Annotated in this window: 17 protein-coding genes; 6 read left to right on the plus strand and 11 right to left on the minus strand. The window is 52.3% G+C overall.

The features are described 5' to 3' along the window. Window positions 1–14: 14 nt before the first annotated feature. The 3 genes from C3F13_03295 to C3F13_03305 all read right to left on the minus strand — a co-directional run bounded on the left by C3F13_03295 (window position 15) and on the right by C3F13_03305 (window position 2,830). A complete protein-coding gene (locus tag C3F13_03295; GenBank protein PWB55711.1) occupies window positions 15–860 on the minus strand; it encodes a 3-hydroxybutyryl-CoA dehydrogenase in 846 nt (281 codons plus the stop codon). A 180-nt stretch (window positions 861–1,040) separates the two neighbouring features. Continuing rightward, a complete protein-coding gene (locus C3F13_03300) occupies window positions 1,041–2,246 on the minus strand; it encodes an acetyl-CoA C-acyltransferase (GenBank protein PWB55712.1) in 1,206 nt (401 codons plus the stop codon). 98 nt (window positions 2,247–2,344) lie between these two features. Next, the gene (locus tag C3F13_03305; protein ID PWB55713.1) at window positions 2,345–2,830 is read right to left on the minus strand and encodes an HIT family hydrolase; all 486 of its coding nucleotides are present in this window, start codon (window positions 2,828–2,830) and stop codon (window positions 2,345–2,347) included. Between the two features lie 315 nt (window positions 2,831–3,145). On the opposite strand from C3F13_03305, the gene C3F13_03310 reads away from it, so the two are divergent. From C3F13_03310 to C3F13_03325, 4 genes are all read left to right on the plus strand, one after another. After that, entirely contained in the window at window positions 3,146–5,119 is a 1,974-nt protein-coding gene (locus C3F13_03310) for a hypothetical protein (GenBank protein ID PWB55714.1), read from the plus strand. 170 nt (window positions 5,120–5,289) lie between these two features. Then, window positions 5,290–6,504, plus strand: a complete 1,215-nt coding sequence (xseA, locus tag C3F13_03315; GenBank protein PWB55856.1) for an exodeoxyribonuclease VII large subunit — start codon at window positions 5,290–5,292, stop codon at window positions 6,502–6,504. Window positions 6,505–6,576: 72 nt separating this feature from the next. Continuing rightward, the gene (xseB, locus tag C3F13_03320; protein ID PWB55715.1) at window positions 6,577–6,837 is read left to right on the plus strand and encodes an exodeoxyribonuclease VII small subunit; all 261 of its coding nucleotides are present in this window, start codon (window positions 6,577–6,579) and stop codon (window positions 6,835–6,837) included. After that, window positions 6,834–7,286, plus strand: coding sequence for a hypothetical protein (locus tag C3F13_03325; GenBank protein ID PWB55716.1), 453 nt, complete (start codon window positions 6,834–6,836; stop codon window positions 7,284–7,286). The genes xseB and C3F13_03325 overlap by 4 nt, the downstream gene beginning before the upstream one ends. On the opposite strand, the gene C3F13_03330 is transcribed toward C3F13_03325, so the two are convergent. The 8 genes from C3F13_03330 to C3F13_03365 form a co-directional block, all read right to left on the minus strand. Beyond that, on the minus strand, window positions 7,261–8,274 hold the full coding sequence (locus C3F13_03330; protein ID PWB55717.1) for a nucleoside-diphosphate sugar epimerase: 1,014 nt from the start codon (window positions 8,272–8,274) through the stop codon (window positions 7,261–7,263). The two genes, C3F13_03325 and C3F13_03330, sit on opposite strands and share 26 nt — an antisense overlap. 90 nt (window positions 8,275–8,364) lie before the next feature. Next, window positions 8,365–10,947, minus strand: coding sequence for a hypothetical protein (locus C3F13_03335; GenBank protein PWB55718.1), 2,583 nt, complete (start codon window positions 10,945–10,947; stop codon window positions 8,365–8,367). A 64-nt stretch (window positions 10,948–11,011) separates the two neighbouring features. Beyond that, window positions 11,012–12,529 carry a hypothetical protein gene (locus C3F13_03340; protein ID PWB55719.1) on the minus strand — a complete coding sequence of 506 codons (1,518 nt, stop codon included), beginning with the start codon at window positions 12,527–12,529 and terminating at the stop codon, window positions 11,012–11,014. Window positions 12,530–12,575: 46 nt separating this feature from the next. Then, on the minus strand, window positions 12,576–13,253 hold the full coding sequence (locus tag C3F13_03345; GenBank protein PWB55720.1) for a DNA-binding response regulator: 678 nt from the start codon (window positions 13,251–13,253) through the stop codon (window positions 12,576–12,578). A 25-nt stretch (window positions 13,254–13,278) separates the two neighbouring features. Continuing rightward, the gene (locus C3F13_03350; GenBank protein ID PWB55721.1) at window positions 13,279–14,073 is read right to left on the minus strand and encodes a hypothetical protein; all 795 of its coding nucleotides are present in this window, start codon (window positions 14,071–14,073) and stop codon (window positions 13,279–13,281) included. Beyond that, a complete protein-coding gene (locus C3F13_03355) occupies window positions 14,036–14,977 on the minus strand; it encodes an FAD:protein FMN transferase (protein ID PWB55722.1) in 942 nt (313 codons plus the stop codon). The genes C3F13_03350 and C3F13_03355 overlap by 38 nt, the downstream gene beginning before the upstream one ends. Further along, window positions 14,978–15,232 carry a hypothetical protein gene (locus C3F13_03360; protein PWB55723.1) on the minus strand — a complete coding sequence of 85 codons (255 nt, stop codon included), beginning with the start codon at window positions 15,230–15,232 and terminating at the stop codon, window positions 14,978–14,980. It abuts the gene before it with no gap. A 72-nt stretch (window positions 15,233–15,304) separates the two neighbouring features. Then, complete coding sequence (locus tag C3F13_03365) at window positions 15,305–15,676, minus strand: hypothetical protein (protein PWB55724.1); 372 nt, start codon at window positions 15,674–15,676, stop codon at window positions 15,305–15,307. A gap of 261 nt (window positions 15,677–15,937) precedes the next feature. Between C3F13_03365 and C3F13_03370 the strand changes: the two genes are divergently transcribed. Together C3F13_03370 and C3F13_03375 are read left to right on the plus strand one after the other, a co-directional pair. Further along, window positions 15,938–19,321 (plus strand): hypothetical protein, encoded by a 3,384-nt coding sequence (locus C3F13_03370; GenBank protein ID PWB55725.1) that lies wholly within the window; start codon window positions 15,938–15,940, stop codon window positions 19,319–19,321. Window positions 19,322–19,915: 594 nt separating this feature from the next. Further along, window positions 19,916–20,449, plus strand: a complete 534-nt coding sequence (locus C3F13_03375) for a hypothetical protein (protein PWB55726.1) — start codon at window positions 19,916–19,918, stop codon at window positions 20,447–20,449. Window positions 20,450–20,467 lie beyond the last annotated feature (18 nt).

Here is a 20,467-nt window from a genome sequence, read left to right on the forward strand (position 1 = left end):
AAAATGATGGGAAATCAGTATTGGTAGAAACCTCTGCCAGATTTTCTACCCAGGTAGCCGGCGTCTACCATCTTGCGCAGCAACGGGCATGGGCGGTATTTATCGTCACCCAGGTCGCGCTGTAACACTTCCATCACAAACAGGACCACATCCAGCCCAACCAGGTCAGCCAGGGCCAACGGGCCCATTGGGTGGTTCATGCCCAACTTCATCACCGTGTCAATCGCCTCCGGTGTGCCAATGCCTTCCTGCAGGGCAAAGATTGCCTCGTTGATCATCGGGCACAGGATCCGGTTGGATATGAATCCGGGCGAATCATTGGCTTCCACCGGTTCCTTACCCATCTTGCGGCACACTTCCATGGTAGTGGCAGTCGTTTCATCCGAGGTCGCCAGCCCTCGGATGACTTCCACCAGCTTCATTAAGGGGACCGGGTTCATGAAGTGCATCCCGATCACATTTTCGGGCCTTTTCGTGGCAGCCGCGATCTTGGTGATGCTGATCGACGAGGTATTGCTCGCCAGGATTGCCCCTGGTTTGGCAATCTGGTCCAGGTCGCGGAATAATTTCAGTTTGAGCTCCGGGTTTTCAGTGGCAGCTTCAATGACCAGGTCTGCCTCTCCGACACCATCCAGGGTCATGCTAGTTTTGATCGCCAGGGCAGCTTGCTTCTGTTCTTCGGTGATGGCTGCCTTGCTGAGCAGCTTCTCAACTGACTTGGCAATCGTAGCCTGTGCCCGTTCCACCTGCCCTGGCACCACGTCCATCAGCGTCACCTGGTAGCTTGAAGTGGCTGCCACCTGTGCAATCCCATTGCCCATCGTCCCAGCCCCCACCACAAAGATTGATTTTATCTCCATGCCGTTCTCCTCCATGTTGTCATCGAGAGGCGGTTTTTGCCGCAGCAATCTTCCTTTTGCCAATATTCACAATGAACTTTCTGTTTATAAAGACAAGAAAAGTTCACGTAAGCTGGTAGATCAGCCACGTAGATTAAGGAAGTATTGGATAGTTCACCTACCTCACAACGGCATCCAACCTCATTCGATTTCGATCGCCATCGCCACCGCTTCAGAGCCGCCCAGGCACAACGAAGCGATGCCTTTAGTCAATCCACGGTCTTTAAGGGCGTAGATCAGCGTAGCCAGCAGTCTCGCCCCGCTGGCACCAATCGGGTGCCCAAGGGCGATCCCGCCGCCATTGACGTTGACTTTAGCCCAATCCCACCCCTGGCTGGCCAGCTCGTAGCCGTTGGCCAGCACCTGGGCTGCAAATGCCTCATTCAACTCAACCAGGTCAACATCCGTAAGCTTCCATCCCACCTGCTTCAGCACCACCGGGATGGTCTTGGCAGGGGCAGCGAACAGGTATTTGGGCTCCAGGGCTACGTTCCCATACCCCAAGATGCGTGCCAGTGGCTTTACCCCCATGTTTTCCGCTTTTGCCCGGCTGGCTATCACCACGGCTGCCGCACCGTCATTTAAGCCGGGGGCATTCCCCGCCGTTACCTTGCCTTCCTTCTGGAAGGCAGGCCGTAGCTTGGCCAACCCTTCCAGGGTCGTATCTCGTCGGGGTGTTTCATCCGTGTCTACTACGGTCACCTGTCCTTTGCGACCCTTCACCTCCACGGGGACGATTTCCTGTTTAAACTTCCCCGCATCAATGGCCGTGATGGCTTTCATGTGGCTGTGATAGGAATATTCATCCATGGCTTCGCGACTGATGTTATACTCGTTGGCGATGAATTCGGCGGCATCGCCCATTGACCAGTTTTCAAGTGCACACCATAAGCCGTCTTTAAGCAGGGCATCCGTCAGCTGGCCGTGCCCGAAGCGCAAGCTGCCGGTCCGTCCATCCACCAGGAAGGGTGCCCGGCTCATGCTCTCCATGCCGCCTGCCACGAACAGCTCACCATCTCCCGCCCGAATGGCTTGGGCAGCCAGCATGGCCGCTTTCAAAGCCGAACCACAAACCTTGTTAATGGTGAAAGCACCCACTGACGCTGGTAGTCCGGCATGCATGGCTGCCTGGCGGGCAGGGTTCTGCCCCAGGCCCGCAGATACCACATTCCCCATGATCACCTCATTGATGTCAGCCGGATTTGGAATTGACCCGCGCTCAACCGCCGCCTTCACAACGCAGGCTCCCAAGTCAACGGCGGATAGGCTGCCGAATCCACCCTGGAAGCTCCCTGAAGGTGTGCGCACTGCACTCAAGATTACGGCTTCAGTGTCCTTGTTGCTCATCGTTTTCTCTCCTGGTTTCTACATTTCTGTGTTTTGCGTAGGTTGTTTTGGATCGTAATGAGCCTTATATTACATTTTTCTTTTTTAGTGGAATAGATCTATTCGGTGCTCCAGACCTGCCGAATTCGCTGGTAGGTCTCTTCCAGCAGTTCAGGCAGCACCCGTGTCTGCGATACCGCTGACATGAAATTCGTGTCACCCACCCACCGGGGTACCACGTGCAGGTGCACGTGCTCTGTAATCCCCGCTCCGGCTGCATTCCCGATATTCATTCCCAGGTTGTACCCTTGCGGCGTGTAAAGTACATTCAATACCTTAATCGCCCGGGCCGAAAGGTCCATGATCTCGAGGCGTGACGCCTCATCCAGATATTCCAACGAAGGCTGGTGATCGATGGGCACAATCATCAGGTGCCCGCTGGTATATGGGAAGCGGTTCAGCATTACGAATGCATTCGGACCGCGGAAGACAATCAGATTGCCAGGACCATCCTCCTGTTTTAGCCCCTCACAGAATATACAACCTTCGCTAGATTTGGTAGATCGAATGTATTCCATACGCCACGGCGACCAAATGTAATTCATATACCCATATAATTTTAGCAAAGAATCAGCCTTTACGGAATTGTATCACTACGATGGAGTTAACATCGCACCATATTTCATGTGTGTCTCGACGTATGTATTACTCTAGGTTCAGCAGGCTCTTAGCGCCAGATTAGCTACGATCCTGTCTCGCATTTTGCGTATGTACGCACTTGCTTTAGGATATTATTTTGCTATACTACATATATATCCAGTTACAGTTAATTTACCTTTTCTTACAGTTGTCGCCTGATACAAGAATTCCATCGGTTTTCTGCAATATGGCTAACTAGCCGGGAAAGGAGATTTTTCAGGATGAACTATAAAAAAGTTGGGCGTATTTTCGGAATCGTGTTAACGCTTCTTGTGGTTACTTTGGTAGCCTCTCCGTTTCAAGCGTCATTTTCAAGTAATGGGTCAGTGGGTTCGGGTAGTTCATGGGAACAGGCACCGTTGCTCGGACCTCAGCATGATGCCGATCCGACTCAAGGTCCACCCGACAATAATGGCGGTGGGGTACCGCCCGTGGCGCCTGGAGGTACAGAGCCGGTAGCACCTCAGGACATCCCCGGTGATAATTTCGAAGGCATACCACCCCAATTGCCCCTACCTGCTGAGCAAGTCGTTCCCCTTCAAACATCACCCGATGATAACCGCGGAGTTGTGGAACCACTGCAACAGCCGATTTCTCCCCAATCCCCTACAGACAGCATTCCAAATACCGGGGAACAGTCGAAGGAGCTGCCCTCTCAAGAAGGCGCAGCTCCTTCGACTTCTGTTAGCTTCGATTTTCCGGCAACTGGTGATACATACACCGTGTTGCATGATCCAAACTGGTGGAATACCGGAGATCGTGTAGATGGATACCGCCAGCCTGGGCTGAATTGGGTCAACAAGCTTACATACAACCTCCAGATTTCTGATAATGTACTCTCTGGAGGCGGTCACGTTGACCTGGATTTATCCATTAACGGTATTATCGTTGGCAACTTTACCATCCTGCCCGGCCAGACAAGCAAATCCCTCACCTTCTCTTTCCCAGCCATCAGTGGGCCTGGTTATTCTATACGCTTACGAGAAACGAATACAGTTGGCCCTGGTTTAGGCTCGATCGAATTACCAATAAATACTTCGTCGCTCACGTTGATTGGGAATACCTTTCCTGCCACTGGTGATTCTCTAGTCCTCGAAGATTCTCCCGACTGGTTTTGGTACATTGGAGATCGTGCGGTCGGTTACCGCACACCTGGGATAGAATGGATAGATGGCTTAATATTCGACCTCCAAATTGGAAATTACCTGTCCGCACCTGGCCATGTCGATTTCAATTTAACCATTAATGACATTCTGGTGGGTAGCTTTACCGTCCTGCCTGGCGAGACGAGTAAATCGGTTACCTTCTCATTCCCCCAAATCAGTGGACCTGTATATCAAATCTGGATGGAAGTGACAAATACAGTTGACCCAGGTAAGGGCTCAATTGAAATACTCCTGGATTCTTCCACCATCACGTTTATTGGCGATGCCTTTCCTGCTGCCGGGGATACCATGATTGTAGCCAATTCTCCTTATTGGTGGACTGCTGGAGATTATGCCCTCGGCACCCGTAAGCCGGGGCTTGATTGGGTTAATAGCGTAAGATATGATCTCCTAATTTCTAGGAATGTTCTTGGTGGTACCGGTCATATTGATTTCGAATTATCCATTAACGGTATTATTGTAGGTCAATTTACGGTGTTACCAGGCACTAGTTCTATGAATGTCACATTCTTCTTCCCCAAAATTAATGGACCGAATTATGTCATCAAGCTTAAAGAATTAAACACAGTTGATCCCGGCATGGGCTCGGTCGTTATTCCTCTGAATATCTCCACCATCCACCTGTTCGGAAACAAGTTTCCCGCAGACGGTGACACAATGTCTGTTACGACCCTTCCCTACTGGTGGCATGTCAATGATAATGCGACAGGTTCACGTAGGCTCGATATGGGGTGGGTGACTGGTGTAACCTATAACCTTCAGGGAATCCAGAACTTCCTGAGCGGCACCGGTCATATTGACCTTAAAATGTACATCAACAATATCCTCGTTGGTAGTTTTACCATACTGCCGGGTGAAGTCACAAAGACGGTTTCCTTTACCTTCCCTATGATTCGCGGTCCGAATTATGCCATCAAGCTTAAGGAAACGAATTTAGTAGATCCTGGCATGGGCTCGATCGTGATACCGTTTAATAAAAGCACCATCACATTCAGGACAGGCATCTATACTCCCAACCTTGCGAAATAAGCCCGTGCAGAAGTAATAGTCTCAACCATAAGTTCAACAATTTCTAGAGATTTTAGCCTGGACGACAAAGATACCGTCCAGGCTAAAATTACTTTGAGGCAAGCACATCAAGGATGAAGAGATTGTTGACATCCTACATTAATACAGGTATGCTAAGGTCCATGTCGCAAATGCCGCTCTTCAACCAGCAGATCCCAGCTTCCTGGTCTGTGACCGACCTGACCCGCTATCTCCGTGAGCTGCTCGAATCCGACGAGGCACTCCAGGATGTTTGGGTGAAGGGTGAGGTATCCAATTTTTCACGCCCCGCTTCCGGCCATATCTACTTTACCTTGAAAGATACCAGCGCTTCCTTGCGCTGCGTCATGTGGCGTGGAGCTGCCATACGCCAGCGTACCATGCCCCGTGATGGTGATGCCGTCGAGGTGCACGGCGCTATCAGTGTTTATGAGTTGGGTGGGCAGTATCAGCTTTATGCAGACGTCATCCGTCCGGCTGGAGAAGGTGCCCTCTATCAGGAGTTCTTACGCCTCAAGGCAGGGTTGGAAGCTGAGGGTTTATTTGCCCCCGAACGCAAGCGCCCCATCCCGGCCAGGCCGCAGCGGATAGGCATCATCACCTCTCCCACTGGGGCTGCCTTGCAGGATGTGCTCAACACCTTGCGCCGCCGCTATCCCCTCGTGGAAGTCGTGCTGGCCCCCACTCCAGTCCAGGGTGATGAAGCACCACCAGGCATCATCGCTGCCTTGCGTGATGTAGCCCAGGTAGCCAGGCCAGATGTAATCCTCCTAGTACGCGGGGGTGGCTCGATCGAAGATCTGTGGGCCTTCAACGATGAACGCGTGGCACGTGCAATCGCCAGCTGCCCAATCCCGGTCATCACCGGTGTGGGCCACGAGACCGACTTCACCATCGCCGATTTCGTGTCCGACTTACGTGCTCCTACCCCCACCGCCGCAGCCGAGCTGGCCACACCCAATCAAGCAGACCTTCGCCTGGACCTTTCCGAACTCAGCGATCGCTTGAACCAGCGAGTCCAGGCTTTCACCAATGAGCTCCGTTGGACCTTCCATGATCTGCACAACCAGCTGGAGAGAAACTCACCTCTGAGCCAGATCCAAACCAACATTCAGAGGGTGGATGAGCTGGACCATCTTCTTTCAGCGACCACATACCATCTTCTCCAGCTGGCTCGCTCTCGAATGGCGGGGTTGATGCAGCATATGGCCGCCTTGAACCCGCAAGCCGTTCTTGAGCGTGGCTACGCCATTGTCACCAACCAGTCTGGTTTGAACATCACCCACATCGGCCAGGTCAGCCCAGGGGAAGCACTGAATGTACAAGTCAGTGATGGTGATTTCGGTGCCCATGTGGACGTTCCATAGGCCATTGCGACGAGTGTTGATTACAGTGAAGCAATCTGAACTTTATAGACAAAATAGGATCTACTAACCCTTATGACACCAACAAAACCTAAAGAAAAAAACGCTCTTCCTCCAGTGACCGACTTATCTTACGAGCAGGCATTGGCAGAGCTGGAATCGATTGTCGCTTCTCTCGAATCCAATCAGCTCCCCCTGGAGGCAACAATGGCCCTGTATGAGCGCGGCCAGCAACTCACCAGGCACTGTGTCGAATTGCTGGACAAGGCTGAGCTGCGCCTCAAGCAACTTTCAGGTGGCACTCTGCTGGATATAGCCACTACAGAAGAAGGCTGATTGTGGCCATATTTCACAATTATGTCTTTATCGCTGCCCTGATCGCCTGGGGAATCGCCCAGACGATAAAGGTACCTATCGAATATTTACGGACCCATAAATGGAATTGGGCTCTGTTGATTCAAGCTGGGGGCATGCCCAGCTCTCACTCCGCCCTGGTAGTGGGGGTTGCCCACGGGATAGGCCTGTCGGTTGGATTCGATTCCGCATTATTCGCTCTGGCATTTGCTGTGTGCATGGTTGTCATCTATGACGCCACCGGCATTCGTCGCCAGGCTGGGAAACATGCCGAGCGCATCAATGCGATGATTAGCGACCTGGCTGCTGGACATCCATTAAAACAGGATCAATTGGCTGAGGTGCTGGGTCATACGCCAGCAGAAGCACTGGGTGGGATAATCCTTGGTTTGCTGGTTGCCCAGCTCACCTGGATATTCTGGGCAAAGTAGGTTCTTTGCTGTGTTTGAGTGCCTGCTCGCGCTCGTACAAGATCACCCTTCGCAGGATGTCATCCAGCGTAAATTGGGGTTCGTACCCGATCAGGCCATGGATCTTGCTTAAATCCGGCACTCGACGGCGCATATCTTCGAACCCTGGGGCGTAAGCCTCCTCATAAGGCACATAAGCAATTTCCGATGAGCTTCCCGTGGCGTTAATCACCCGTTCAGCCAGCTGCCGGATGGTCACTTCCTCGGTCGAGCCAATGTTGAATACCTGGCCGATCGCACTGGGTTGGTCAGCAAGTTTAACGACTGCCCCGATAATATCGGCGACATCGGCAAAACACCGGCTTTGTTCGCCGTCACCATAGATGGTAATCGGATCGCCTGCCAGTGCCTGTCGCACGAAACGTGGCAGCACCATGCCATAACGGCCGGTCTGGCGCGGTCCTACCGTGTTAAAGAAACGCATCACCACCACTGGCAGCCCGAACTGGTGGAAATATGCCAGTCCGAGGAACTCGTCAATGGCTTTTGACGTGGCATATGACCAGCGGCTATGGCTGGTGGGTCCCATCACGCAGTCATCTTCTTCGTTAAAAGGCACTTTATAACCCTTGCCGTACACCTCTGATGTAGACGCCAGCATTACTTTACAGTGGTAGCGGTTGGCGGTGGTCAGCACTGCTTCGGTGCCCATGATGTTCGTGGCAATCGTGTTGACCGGGTCCTCAACGATCAGCTGCACCCCCACTACCGCCGCCAGGTGAATCAGGATGTCCGCCTCGCTGGTCAACCGGTCGAGCACCTGGCTGTTGGTGATGGTCTCGCGCACGAACTGAAAACCCTGCATCGGCAGCAGGTGTTGGATATTTTCCAGCCTGCCCGTGGATAGGTCATCGATTGCCACCACACGGTGCCCGTTATGGATCAGCAGCTCACACAAGTGGCTGCCGATAAAACCTGCTCCGCCGGTTACCAGAATCTTCTCTTTCATGTGTGTATCTCCGTTAAGTAGATGGAATAAATTTAGCAAATTGCCATGCCTATGATTTTAATATAAAAACTGGAAACCAATTTTATTTCGCTATTTAAACGTCAGGCTGGTGTACGCCTGGCTGGTATTGCCATCCAGGTCCGCCACCATGAAGCCCACCAAATATTCTCCTACCGGGGTAAACACTGCCTCCCAGGTAAAGGGATTGCCATTCCCAAACGTCAGGGTTTCTCCTGGAACATCAACTGCCTGGCTGACATTTCCGCTTGAATCCAGGTCCAACCACTTTTGCAAGATGGTGAAAGTATCGCCTTCCGAAGGAGTGATCTCTGCTGGAGCACCACTTTGTTCGCCTCCCTGGTAGCCAACGACCTGGACCAGCCTGCCGTCCATGAACCTGAGCTTGGCAGGCTGTTGGTCGCCTGAATCTGCGAAGGTATATGTCCCCGACAAGCTGTATACGGCATCCTGAGCAGACACGCCGTAGGTCTCTGGCTCGAGTAGTGCCACTACCGAGGTAGTACCATCTGACACACTGAATACCGATCCATCCCACTCGAAATTGAGCTTGAAGGAATCTGCCTGTGGCCAGGCTGGGTAATATACCCCATTCAGCTGGTGGGTGTCGGGGCTTTCCAGAAAATCGGTATCTGCCACAAAGATCGAATTGGCTGCTGGATCATAATAGCCAATAAACAGATAGATATAGCCGATATTTTGCCCGCTGATGCTGGTGCTCAGCTTTACTGTCTCGCCGGGAGAAAATGATTCACTTGTAGTGCTGATCGATGAAATATTAACCGTACCTGCACCTGGTGCCCGGCTGGGCATTCCAGGGCCTGGCGCAACCACTTCGACCGCATCGGGTTGGAAGGTTCGGTCGTTATAGTGGTACGCCAGGAAATCATCCCACAGCGACGTTTGAACAAAGCGCCCAGCGATTGCGTTGTAAGATTGTGGACCTGTGTAGGCTGACCGGTACATGGTGGAGTTGGGAAAGTAGATGGCAATCCCCGTCGAACCAGGCTTTCCCGAGCCATGTTTTTCAGCAATCACAGCTTTTTGGATAGACTGCATAACCTCATTGGCAGCTTCATCCAGGCTGTTATTGTTGGCTTCTCTGGCGACCAGTTGCACGAAGTGACCCATATCGATATACGAATTGGTTGCCTGCTTGCCGAATACGCTGGTATATGCCTGGGCATAATCGCGAGCTGCAGCCACTATTGCCTGGTCTTCAGACTGTAGCCGATATACGAACCGATTAAATTGAGCCATCAGCTCTGGCAGAACATCCAGGTCAACTGCGGTCAGTGTGCCATCCCGTCCGATTTGCCGGGCAAGTTGGTCAGCCGTGACGCTGCTCACGCTGAAGAACCCTCCCATTGGGCTCCCCTGTCTCAAGAATTCCTGCCTTGCCTGGTCATCAACAATACGTAAATCTTGTTGGACGTAAGAACTGACGATATCGCTGGCCAGCTGCTGGCTGCTCATGTCTGGATTATCCACCAACATCTGCAAAAAGCCGGCATATGCCCAGCCCAAGGATGGTTCCACCTCTTCTGAGGCCAGGGCGATATGAGCATATGGCTGTAAGGCTGCATAAACCTCCAGCTGGCTCATTAAGCAGGCATCCATACCGATGATATCCAATTTATCCACCCCGGTCTGAGATGTGATCTGTGCCAATGCATCGTCGATTTCTGAAAGAAAAAGAAAATCGCTGTCTAAAGATAAGATGAGCGGCGCATCACCACGATCCCGGCTGGTAGGGTCTTTGTCGCTCCAGCCTCCAGGCCATCCCATGCCATGATCAGAGACCACCAGCACATAGCGATCAGCAGGATAATTCTGCATTGCCCAGGTGGTAAAATCCACCAGGCTGCTCCCAGCCGCCATGTCTACTTCACCCAGGTCTTCTACCATTTGTGAGTTCACGTGGTTCAGGTCTTCATCCTGGCTCACCAGATAGCGGTGGGCCGAGGTCCAATTGCCATCCCCCTGAAACGCACCTTTGTACCGGTCCAGCTGTGCCACGATCGTTACCCGGTCGGTCGATCCAGCTCGCTCAGCTTCGTTCAGATCCAGGAATATATCCTGTTCAAGCACCTGGTCATCCGCATCCTGGTACAGCATCACCAGCCACTTCTGACCGGTTTGTCCAGCAACAGGGGCACGAGTTGGCCGAGGTGTGTAGGTAGCCAGGTCTTGGACGATAGGAGCCGCTTCAGTCGGTTGTTCATAGATTGGCGCTTCGCTCTGCAGATCACTACCCCCACCCTGAGATAACAAGACATACATAATGATGACGACAATTACCAGAAAACCACCACACCCGCCTAATTTACCGCGGGTGGGGATATTAAAACCTCCCCCACCTGATGGAAAGATACCTCCTCCCGAGCCTCCAGTTGGTCTTCTTTGCGGAGCTTCGGCGCGTTGCGTGGGTTTTTCGGCTTTACGTCGACGCTGGACGTCAATTTCTGGTTGATTGCTCATCACATTTCTCCTCAAGGTCTGCTTGTGATTATCGACCGTCAGATAAACATTCTGACGTGTCGCGTCCTGATACCCGTGCTCCCCCCATGAATGATTGAGCATTTTTACGTTTTTTTTATTATACGACTCTTCAGCCAGGCAGTTTTTTAGAACCTGTGAACAGGCATTGATCAACGAAGTGCCTCATTTTCAATTTTTGGGTATTCTGGGAGTTTTCTTATTTGGAAGCTGATCAGGCTTACCCCATAGCAGGCAGCCTCACTTCAAAAGTCGAACCCTTGCCGATCGCGCTTTGCACGTGAATTTCCCCCTGGTGCGCCTCGGCGATCCACTGCGCGATTGCCAATCCCAAACCTGTTCCGGACGACTCCGGTGCGTTAACCCCATCTTCCCAACCGCCTTCTCTGGTGCGTGCAGCATCCACCTGGTAAAAACGATCGAAGAGGTGGGTCAGGTGTTCGCTGGCAATGCCGATCCCATTATCCTTCACTTGCACCCAGGCTACAGGGCGCTGGTCTTCTGTTCGGCTGCCCACAGTCACCATAACTTGCGGTACCTCCGCATTCGCAGAATACTTGATGGCATTTTCCACCAGGTTGGTCAGCATCTGGGCCAATAGGGCGCGGTCTCCCCTCACCTTCACTTCCGGAAGGTCACCCAGGCCCAGAGATACTCCACCCGACTTTGCCAGTGGTTCCAGGCGCTCCACCACTTCAGACGCCAGCTCGCTTAAGTCTGCAGGCTCCGCTTTGATATTTGTTTGCCCGGCATCCATGCGTGCCAGGGTGAGCAGGTTGGTCACCAGCCTGATCATGAACTTGTTTTCCGAGTTTATCGTGCGGAGCACGCGCTCATATTCATCCAACGAACGGTGACCGGCAAGCATTCGGCTGGTCTCCAGTTCGATAATGGTCAGCGGGGTGCGTAGCTCGTGGCTGGCATCGGCAGTGAATTGCTTCTGCCGCTCAAACGCAGCCTGCAAGCGGTCGAGCATCGCATCGAAGGTATTACCCAGCTCAGACAGCTCATCCTGCCCTGCCATACGCAGGCGTTTGTTCAAGTCAGTCTCGCCGATTTCCCGGGCAGTCTGGGTGATGGTTTTCACCGGTCGCATCGCCCGGTCAGCCAGCCACAGACCACCCACCAGGGCGATCCCCATTGTCAGGATAATGCCACTACTCAGGGAAACCAGCAATCGGTTGAGCTGGTTGTCGGTATCCAGGGGTACGCCCACCAGCAGGTATCCGGTGGTTTGTCCATTTTGGGCAATGGCGCGATTTAAGAACAAGTAGCGATTGTTGACCTCTGCCACACTCTTTGGCACCCGTACCTGCTGCACTCCGCTCCATCCCGCAGCAGGAAAATGAATCTGCTGGAGTTGTACAACACTCAATACGCCTGCACTGTCCAGTATGGATCCATCTACAGTCTGCAGAGCCAGTACTGTACCTTCCTGGATGTTCGTATCGGACGCGGGATTACTGCCCTGTAACCCTTGGAAGATCAGCAGCCCACCTTCGGCAAAATGCTCAGCTTCACCCTGCCCGCCCAACGCATGCTCGAGGGCGACATTCAAACGCAGGACCGCCGCCGATCGTAAATCCTGAGCCTGGCGCCAGTAAATAAACGCACTGAAAATGACCATGACCGCGCCCAGGATCAAAACAAACCACACCACCAACCGGAAGCGGATGCTATGGGTGAGCTGGATGATGGATCGTGTTGAAAACTTGGCTGGTTTTTTTTGCTCTTGCATGCTTTCTTCCCCCAAATTTACCTGGGTTCCTGGATATCAGGGGTCTTCATGCCTCTGGCTTATTCAAACGGTAGCCATAGCCGCGTACAGTTTCGATCAACTTAATCTCAAAGGGGTCATCTACTTTACGCCTCAGCCGCCGGATATATACATCCACCAGGTTTGATCCGCTCGCTCTGCCGTAATCCCACACATGTCTTTCGGCCATCTCACGCGTGATTAGCCAGTTAGGGTTGCGAATCATATATTCGAGCAAGGCAAATTCCTTGCCGGTCAGCTCGATTGGCACACCCGCTCGTTGAGCAGTATGTGCAGCTGGGTCCACCTCCAGGTCCGCTGCGCTCAACACTCCCATCTTGTCGGGAGCATCGCGCCGCATGACCGCCCTCAGGCGTGCTTGAAGCTCATCCATCGAAAAGGGCTTGACCAAGTAATCATCAGCGCCACTGTCCAATCCCTTCACCCGGTCATCCACTGTATCCCGCGCAGTGAGCATGAGGATCGGGGTGCGCAGGCGCATCTTTCTTAGGTTCCGGCATACCTCCAGGCCATCAAGTTCGGGCAACATGATATCGAGAATGATTGCATCGTAAGGTGTCAGCTCAGCCAGCTCTTGCCCTTCAGCGCCGTCGGCTGCGCTATCAACCACATAGCTCGCCTCTTCCAGGCTGAGCCGGATCGTATTTCGCAGGCGGGCATTATCTTCGACCAGGAGCAGGCGCATAAGCAGATTATACAACCATCAAAGCTTAGTGTTTTACAGGCCTATGTGCTTGATGGAGCACATTCTGTTGTTCTTTTTCTGCCCTGAGTTGCTTGGCATTGATCAGCCAGTATGCGGTCAGGAATACCACCACCAAAAAAGTACCAAGATAGATCAGCTGTGCCACAGGCAGAGCTGAATCACTGCCGGAGAAAAAGGCGTGCAAGACCACACCCAGGTAGCCTGCCATACTCAAGGTATGGATGGCCTTGAACCGCTTCTGCCCAATCCGCTTGCGCAGGTAAAACGTGATCGTCACCAGCAAGCTCAGGTATGCCCCAATGGTACCCAGGCCTACCCAAAAAGGTTGGTAAGTTGCTGCAAACGGGACGAGCACCTGGGCCAGGGTGAATGGCAGGTATTGATCGATTAATAAAACCCCAACATGGATGACCACGAAACCAATCGCCAACAAGGAGATGTACTCGTGAAAATCTACCACGAAGGTGGGAGACAGCAGGCGCTGGAAAAATTTGGTTGGAATGGCGAGTCCCCATAGCATCGAAAACCACAACAAGAAATACGCCACCCAACCCGCTGCTCGTGTGACATACCAGGTGGCATGGCTGCTGTTGGTGGCGAATAACCAGGTGAACAGGTTGGAAACAATCTGTCCCATTGGCAAGGTTCGCATTAAAAGGTATCCGACTGCCCCTGCAGTCAGGGCGGCTGCAAAAATAAATACTCCGAGCAGCCAGGAAAAGGCTTTCTTATGCTCAGCTTCGTGTGTAGTGATCCTGCTATCAGACATGAAACACCTCGTGATAATTCTTGGAGCCATGCACCCAGCCGGTTTTATCGACGGCCAGGTACGTTAATTTTGAATAGTGTCCGATCAATTCATCCGCCGATCGGGGTCCAGCGATCAGCAAGGCTTTGGCAAACACTTCCGCTTCCACCGACTGCTCAGCCCAAACGGTCACGCTCAGCCAATCCGTCTCGGCAGACCGGCCGCTGCGTGGGTCAATCAGGTGATGCTGCACCCGCCCGTTATGTTTCCACTGCCGCTTGACTATTGAAGATGTAGCAACCGCCCCCGGTGGTACACGCAAGACTGCCAGGTCTTCTTCAGGTTTCAGCGGATTCTCCAGCCCCACCTCCCAATCATCCTGCCCTCGTGGCAGGTTGACCAGGAACATATCCCCACCGGCACTGACAGCACATGCCTCACTGTATTTTGCCAGTCTCTGCGCGGCTTGTTCGGCAATCCATCCCTTAGCGATGCCTCCCAGGTCGATCTGCATCTCTCCCGGCAAGTACACCAATTTACGCAATGGATCGAGCCGGATTTGCCTGAAATCCTGATTGATTTCCGCCTCGTAGTTTGCGTTCTCAACCAAATTTTCTTGGCTATCGTCTTTCCGGATATCATCCATGCTGCGGTTATAACCCAACCTCTTTAATGCTGGCAGGATTGCCGGGTTAAATAATCCCCCAGTCACCATTGCTAACTTGTGGGCTTCATTGATTACCTCGTACATCTTATCTGAAGCCTGGAACCACGTGCCTGCGGAATGATTAAGCTCCACCAGCTCACTGGTCTCTGAGAATCGCGTGAACCGTTGCTCACTTCTGGCAATGAGCTCGCGTACCTGTGCGAATCCATGGGCGATCACTTCAGCGTCTGCACCCTCGGCAGCCACCACGATATCCGAGTTCATTGCCCGGAATTCATCGTACTTCATTTATGAGCCACCTGTCCGCAGGCGCGGGCTAAAGGAGTTAAACTTGTTCTGATTCAAGAATTGAAAGCCGTTGGATGGGGCGTTTTGGTTGAATGATCGACTAGCCGAGTTAGTCGTTGGTGAGCTGATCACCGGCTGGTTGATCTGGAGTGGTGCCGGTTTGTTGGAATGGGATAATAGAATGTAACCACCGATAAAGCTGAACAGTGCTGCGATCGTAAAGTACACGCGCAAGCCTTTCTTGACGATTTTCATGATCAAAGCCTTTCTTTTATGCGCAGATAAGGGTTTGCATCCCCACTGGTGAAGGACAGATATAGCATTTGTTTAGTGGAAAGAAGACGAGCTACCTTGTGGCAGGAAGATGTTTCCATTCTCGTCGATGCTGATCACACCCCGTTGCTGCAGTACCAGCAAGAGGTTCTGGTATTGCTGGATAGCCTGACTCGCTTGCTGCAGCTGAGACTGCAACGCATTTACTTCTTGTTGTAGCTGCTGCACCTGAGCTGGGTTTGCTGCAAGGTTTTGGGAGGCGCTGGTATTATTGCTAAGTCTGTTGCTAGTTAACCCGGTGTTCGGAGTGTTTTGCAGTGGAACTGTATTGGTGTTGGTGAAGGCGCTTACCCCGATCACCACGATTCCCAGGCCGAGGACGGCGGTGATGATCAAGGCAGTGGTAATGGCTGAGAAGTGTTTCATGTTCATTTCCCTTCTAGAAACAAGATATTGTGTATCTAATTGACATAATATATCAAGTTAAGATGACAATCAGATGAACTTGGAAAGAATATTATTTATAAAATTTATTGGATGAGAAGTCAGATTTTTATGTGCCTATCAATTTTTCCTACAAAACACTTGTAAACTCCATGATAAAAGGATATGATTTATGGAACCAATTTTCTTCATCTGGGTAAACGTAAGCCTGTCGCGTCAATTGCTGGATAGGGGAGATCAGCTATGGCAGAGTCACTGCAAGCTCAGCTCGAGAAATTACGCCTCTCAATCAAAGGTCTGGAAGCACAACGCCTTGCCTTGGGTGATGAGGTGGTCGAACCAGCCCTGGCAGCTTTGAGGCAGCAAGAAACGGTTCTGGAAGCACAGCTCGCTGTCCAGGCAGTACCAGTCGAAGAACGCCGTATGGTCACCATCCTGTTCATCGACATGGTGGGCTCCACTGCCATGGCCGAAAAAATGGATCCTGAGGAGTGGCGCCAGGTGGTTTCAAGGTTGCATACCTCCATGGGAGCAGCAATTAATTCGCACCATGGGTCCATCGCCCAATACCTCGGAGATGGATTGTTGGCATTCTTTGGCTCACGGCAGGCAAGTGAGAACGATCCAGAAAATGCCATCCGGGCTGCCCTGGATATTCAGGCTGCTGCAGACAACCAAAATTTCCCTGAGAAGATCCAATTACGCGCTGGCATTCATACCGGCCTTGTAGTGGTGGGCGAGCTTGGGGATGCCACCCACAAGGAATTTACTGCCAGCGGTGACGCCATGAACCTGGCTTCCCGACTACAGTCTGCCGCACCACCCGGTGGAATCATGATCTCGAATGACACCTACCACTACGTGCGTGGTGTCTTCGATTTGACCCCTCAACCGCCATTGACAGTAAAAGGTAAACGAGAGCCTGTCCTGACCTATCTCGTTCGTCGCGCCAAGCCACGTCCATTCCGTAGTGTGACACGTGGAGTGGCAGGTGTGGAAACTCGCACAGTCGGGCGTGACCTGGAAATGCAGTCACTCTGCCAGGCATATCTTAAGGCATACGAAGGACACGGGGTGGTGTGGGTCCAGCTTTTAGGCGAGGCAGGGATAGGGAAAAGCCGCCTGATGGAAGACATGATGGATTGGATCGACCTGCGCGAGGAGACCACCCGTTTGATGCGAGCGCGTGCCTTCCCAGATGATGCCAACCAGCCATTTGCACTGGTACGCCGTCTCTGGTTTGACCGCTTCCAAATCGCAGAAGATATTCCCCTGCAACAAGCCGAGGCGCGCTGGGTGGAGCGCTTCTCCGAATTTTATGGTCGTGAAGATTGTGACGAACCTGCCCATGCCTTGGGCTTGTTGGTTGGTTTGCCATTTGAAAACAGTCCATATATCAAGGCCATGCGCACTGATCCTACCCAGGTCAAAGGGCGAGCGTTTGTGGTTAGCCGGGAGCTAGTCAATGCCGTCCGCAAATACAACCAGGTGGTGATCTTGCTGGAAGACCTGCAATGGACCGACCTGGCTTCATGGGATTATCTGGCGGAGGTTTTCTTTGATCCGTTCACGGGAGCACAGCCGAACGGAGTATTCATCCTTGCGGCAGCGCGCCCAGAATGGCACCCACCCAAAGGGCTGGCCGACCTGTTGGGCTCGAGCAGCTCGGTAAGTGAGACCAGTGCACCATGCGGTACCTTGGTGGATCTGTCGCCATTGAGCGACCAGGCTGTCCGTGAGATGGCAATGGAATTATTACAGCGCGTCCCAATCGTCCCGGAACAGGTGATTGAGCTACTGGTGGAGCGCTCTGAAGGTGTACCTTATTTTGCTGAGGAGATGGTCAATTGGTTTATTGACCATGGCATCCTGGATACCCAGGGCGAGCAATGGTGCATCTACCCCGAAAGATTGAAGGAGCAGCCCCTACCAGCCACTTTACAACACCTACTCCTGACCCGCCTGAGCAGCTTATCCACTGCCGAGCGGGTAGCTCTGCAACGAGGTGCGATCTTCGGTCGGCGCTTCTGGTCGGGGGGCGTGGAAGCCCTGGGCATCGCGGCTGGTACTGAGGTGTTCGGTCACCTGCAGCCGCGCGGTTTCGTGGAATCCCAGCCTGAATCTGCCTTCCAGGGGGAGACAGAATGGAGTTTTCACCAAAATATGCTCCATGAAGTGACCTACGAGAGTGTGCTGAAGCGCGAACGGCTCGCCCTGCACAAAGTAGCTGCCGGCTGGCTGGAAAAGCAAGCCCGTAACGCCGGCCGCTTGGAAGAATTTGCCGGCCTGTTAGGCGAGCACTACCAGCGGGCTGGTGAGCTGGGCAGTGCGATCGATTGGTTCATGCTGGCGGGTCAGCGTGCATTACTCCAAGGGGCGGCACGCGAGGCAGTAGGTTATTTCACGCAGGCATTGAGTTTATTGCCTCCCGTGGACAAGGAGCGACGCTGGAAGACGCTACTCGGGCGGGAGAGTGCTTACAATGTGCTGGGTGAAGCCGAACCGCGCAAGGCAGATCTTGATGCGATCCTCGACTTGGCGCGTGACTTTGAAGATGAAAATTACCTGGCCGAAGCCTATCTGCTCACAGCAGGCTTTTCTGCCCAGATAGGAGACGATCGCTTCGCCCGCCAGTATGCACGCGATGCACTTGCTACATCCAGACAATGTGGTAACCAGGCGGTTGAAGCCAAAGCTCTCTCCCTGATGGCGTTAGCGACCGAGTTTAAACCAGAACTGATCGAGCCAGCCATCCGGAATATCGAAATTGCGCAACAGTTAGCCCGTACACTAGAAGATAAGAGCATTCTGGCAATGGTGCTCTTCCGTGCAGCAATTTGCTATGCTGCCCTTGGCGACTTTGTTAAAAGCGTCGATATGATGATCGAGCAGGTTGACCTGCATCACAAGCTGGGAAATCGCGCTTTGGAAGCAGTCGGCCTGAGTAACCTGGCTGGTGTTTATATGCGGATGGGATTGAATAAACAGACCAGGGCTGTGATTGAACAGTCGCGCCGATTAAATGAGTCGCTCGGTGCCCATCGTGGGATTGCCTACAATATGATCGGCTTGGGGGAGCTAGCACTTTACACCGGTGACCTGCGAACGGCTCATGCCATGTTTGACCAGGCCTTGCTGCAAATAGTCCCTAGCAATGATATTTTTGCTAAATGCGTAATATTGACCGGTTTAGGGTTTGTCCAATTGGGGATGGAGGATGCCCCCGGTGCGCACAGGCGATTGACAGAAGCCTATGAGCTGGCAACGAAAATCGAGCAGCCCCCACAGATTTGTATTGCTTCTGCAGCCCTGGCGCAGTGTACGGTCATGCAAGGCCAGTTAGAAGAAGCCTCAAAATACATAAATCCAGCCTGGGAGCATCTACAGGCACTCGGTATCGTAGGTATAGAAAATCCATCTTTAATTTATCGGCTATGCGCAGAAGTCTACGATGCCCTGGGTGACGAGGCAAACCTCCAGGCGGTGCTGGAGGGTGGCTACAAGATGATCATGGATGTGGCGGAGAAGATCTCTAAACCTGAGTGGAAGCAATCGTTCTTGGAAAACGAGCCACTCAACCGGGCGTTCTTAGAGCTGTGGGAGCGAAGAAAACGAAACAGCTTGTAAGGTAATCCGGCTTTCGCTATTTTCTGTTTTCTAGCATATTCATCACTCTGAGCTGGTGTGCAAACCAACATCTGTTTTTCGGTCATTGCGAGCGAGCATCGCGAGCGAAGCAATCCGTTCTTCATTTTCTACGCAGTTATATTTATCAGGATCTTACCTAATTGCAAAATCCACAAATCAGCGACCATCTGCAGGGCGGACATTTTTTAGCATGTCATCTTCCTTGCAAGCACTTATGCACCAATTCTTTCAATTAAGTAAAGAAATACTCCGCATTAATAAAATCATCGTCATGTAGAAGCGCTATTTATCAGAGCACCTGGCTGCTGGTCGATGGTGGGATCTCCTGAATTAACCATCTTAGGATTGACTTTTAGGACAAAACTATCTGTTCATGTTTGAGGACAATTGCTTAAGGAGATTTCGGGATGTGCCATTAACTGCGATTCAAAAATCGTCCCCTCCGCAATAACAATACTCTTGCAAATTAGAACGTTTGTGCTACAATTGGGTTATGGAGCACATATCCATTTTTACTTTGAGCACTGCCTCATTCCACGATTTGTTTTATAAAACAGCAAATCGAGTGAGCTTATGACCACCCTCTCTAGCTTCCCGCCACGTGGCATCTTGGTGCCTACTTCGATGATCTTCAACCAACAGCTACCCGCTGCCGTGCTCGTCACCTGGATCCAGCTACGCGCCTTGGCGTGGAGGGGTTGGTCCACACCTGCCCTGAGCTTGGCAGAAATGGCTTCAATCCTTGGCATTCATCCCACCAGGCTCGAGAAGCATCTCTACCATCTGCAGCATGCCTCGGCCCTAAGCTTGCATGCTACTGGGAGCGGCAAGCTCATCCTGTCCTTTCCCACTCAGCCTGTGGTCGCACCCGATGAACAACCCGAACCAATCCATTTGGATACTGTCCCACCTCCACTCGCCCAAGAACGACACACACTCAAACCGCCATCCTATTTCCCCCACCAGATACTTGGTTACCTCACCTATGACGCATCACAGGAATCGCTCGCCAGACAAGAAACACCCGTCAGTGTGAGCCTTGAATCAGATGAGGCGCTGTTGAGCCTGGATCGCATCACGACATTGTGCTCCCAGGAATTAATATGATTATTCAAACAGTACTAT

The organism is Anaerolineales bacterium, assembly GCA_003105035.1.
GTDB lineage: Bacteria > Chloroflexota > Anaerolineae > Anaerolineales > UBA4823 > FEB-25.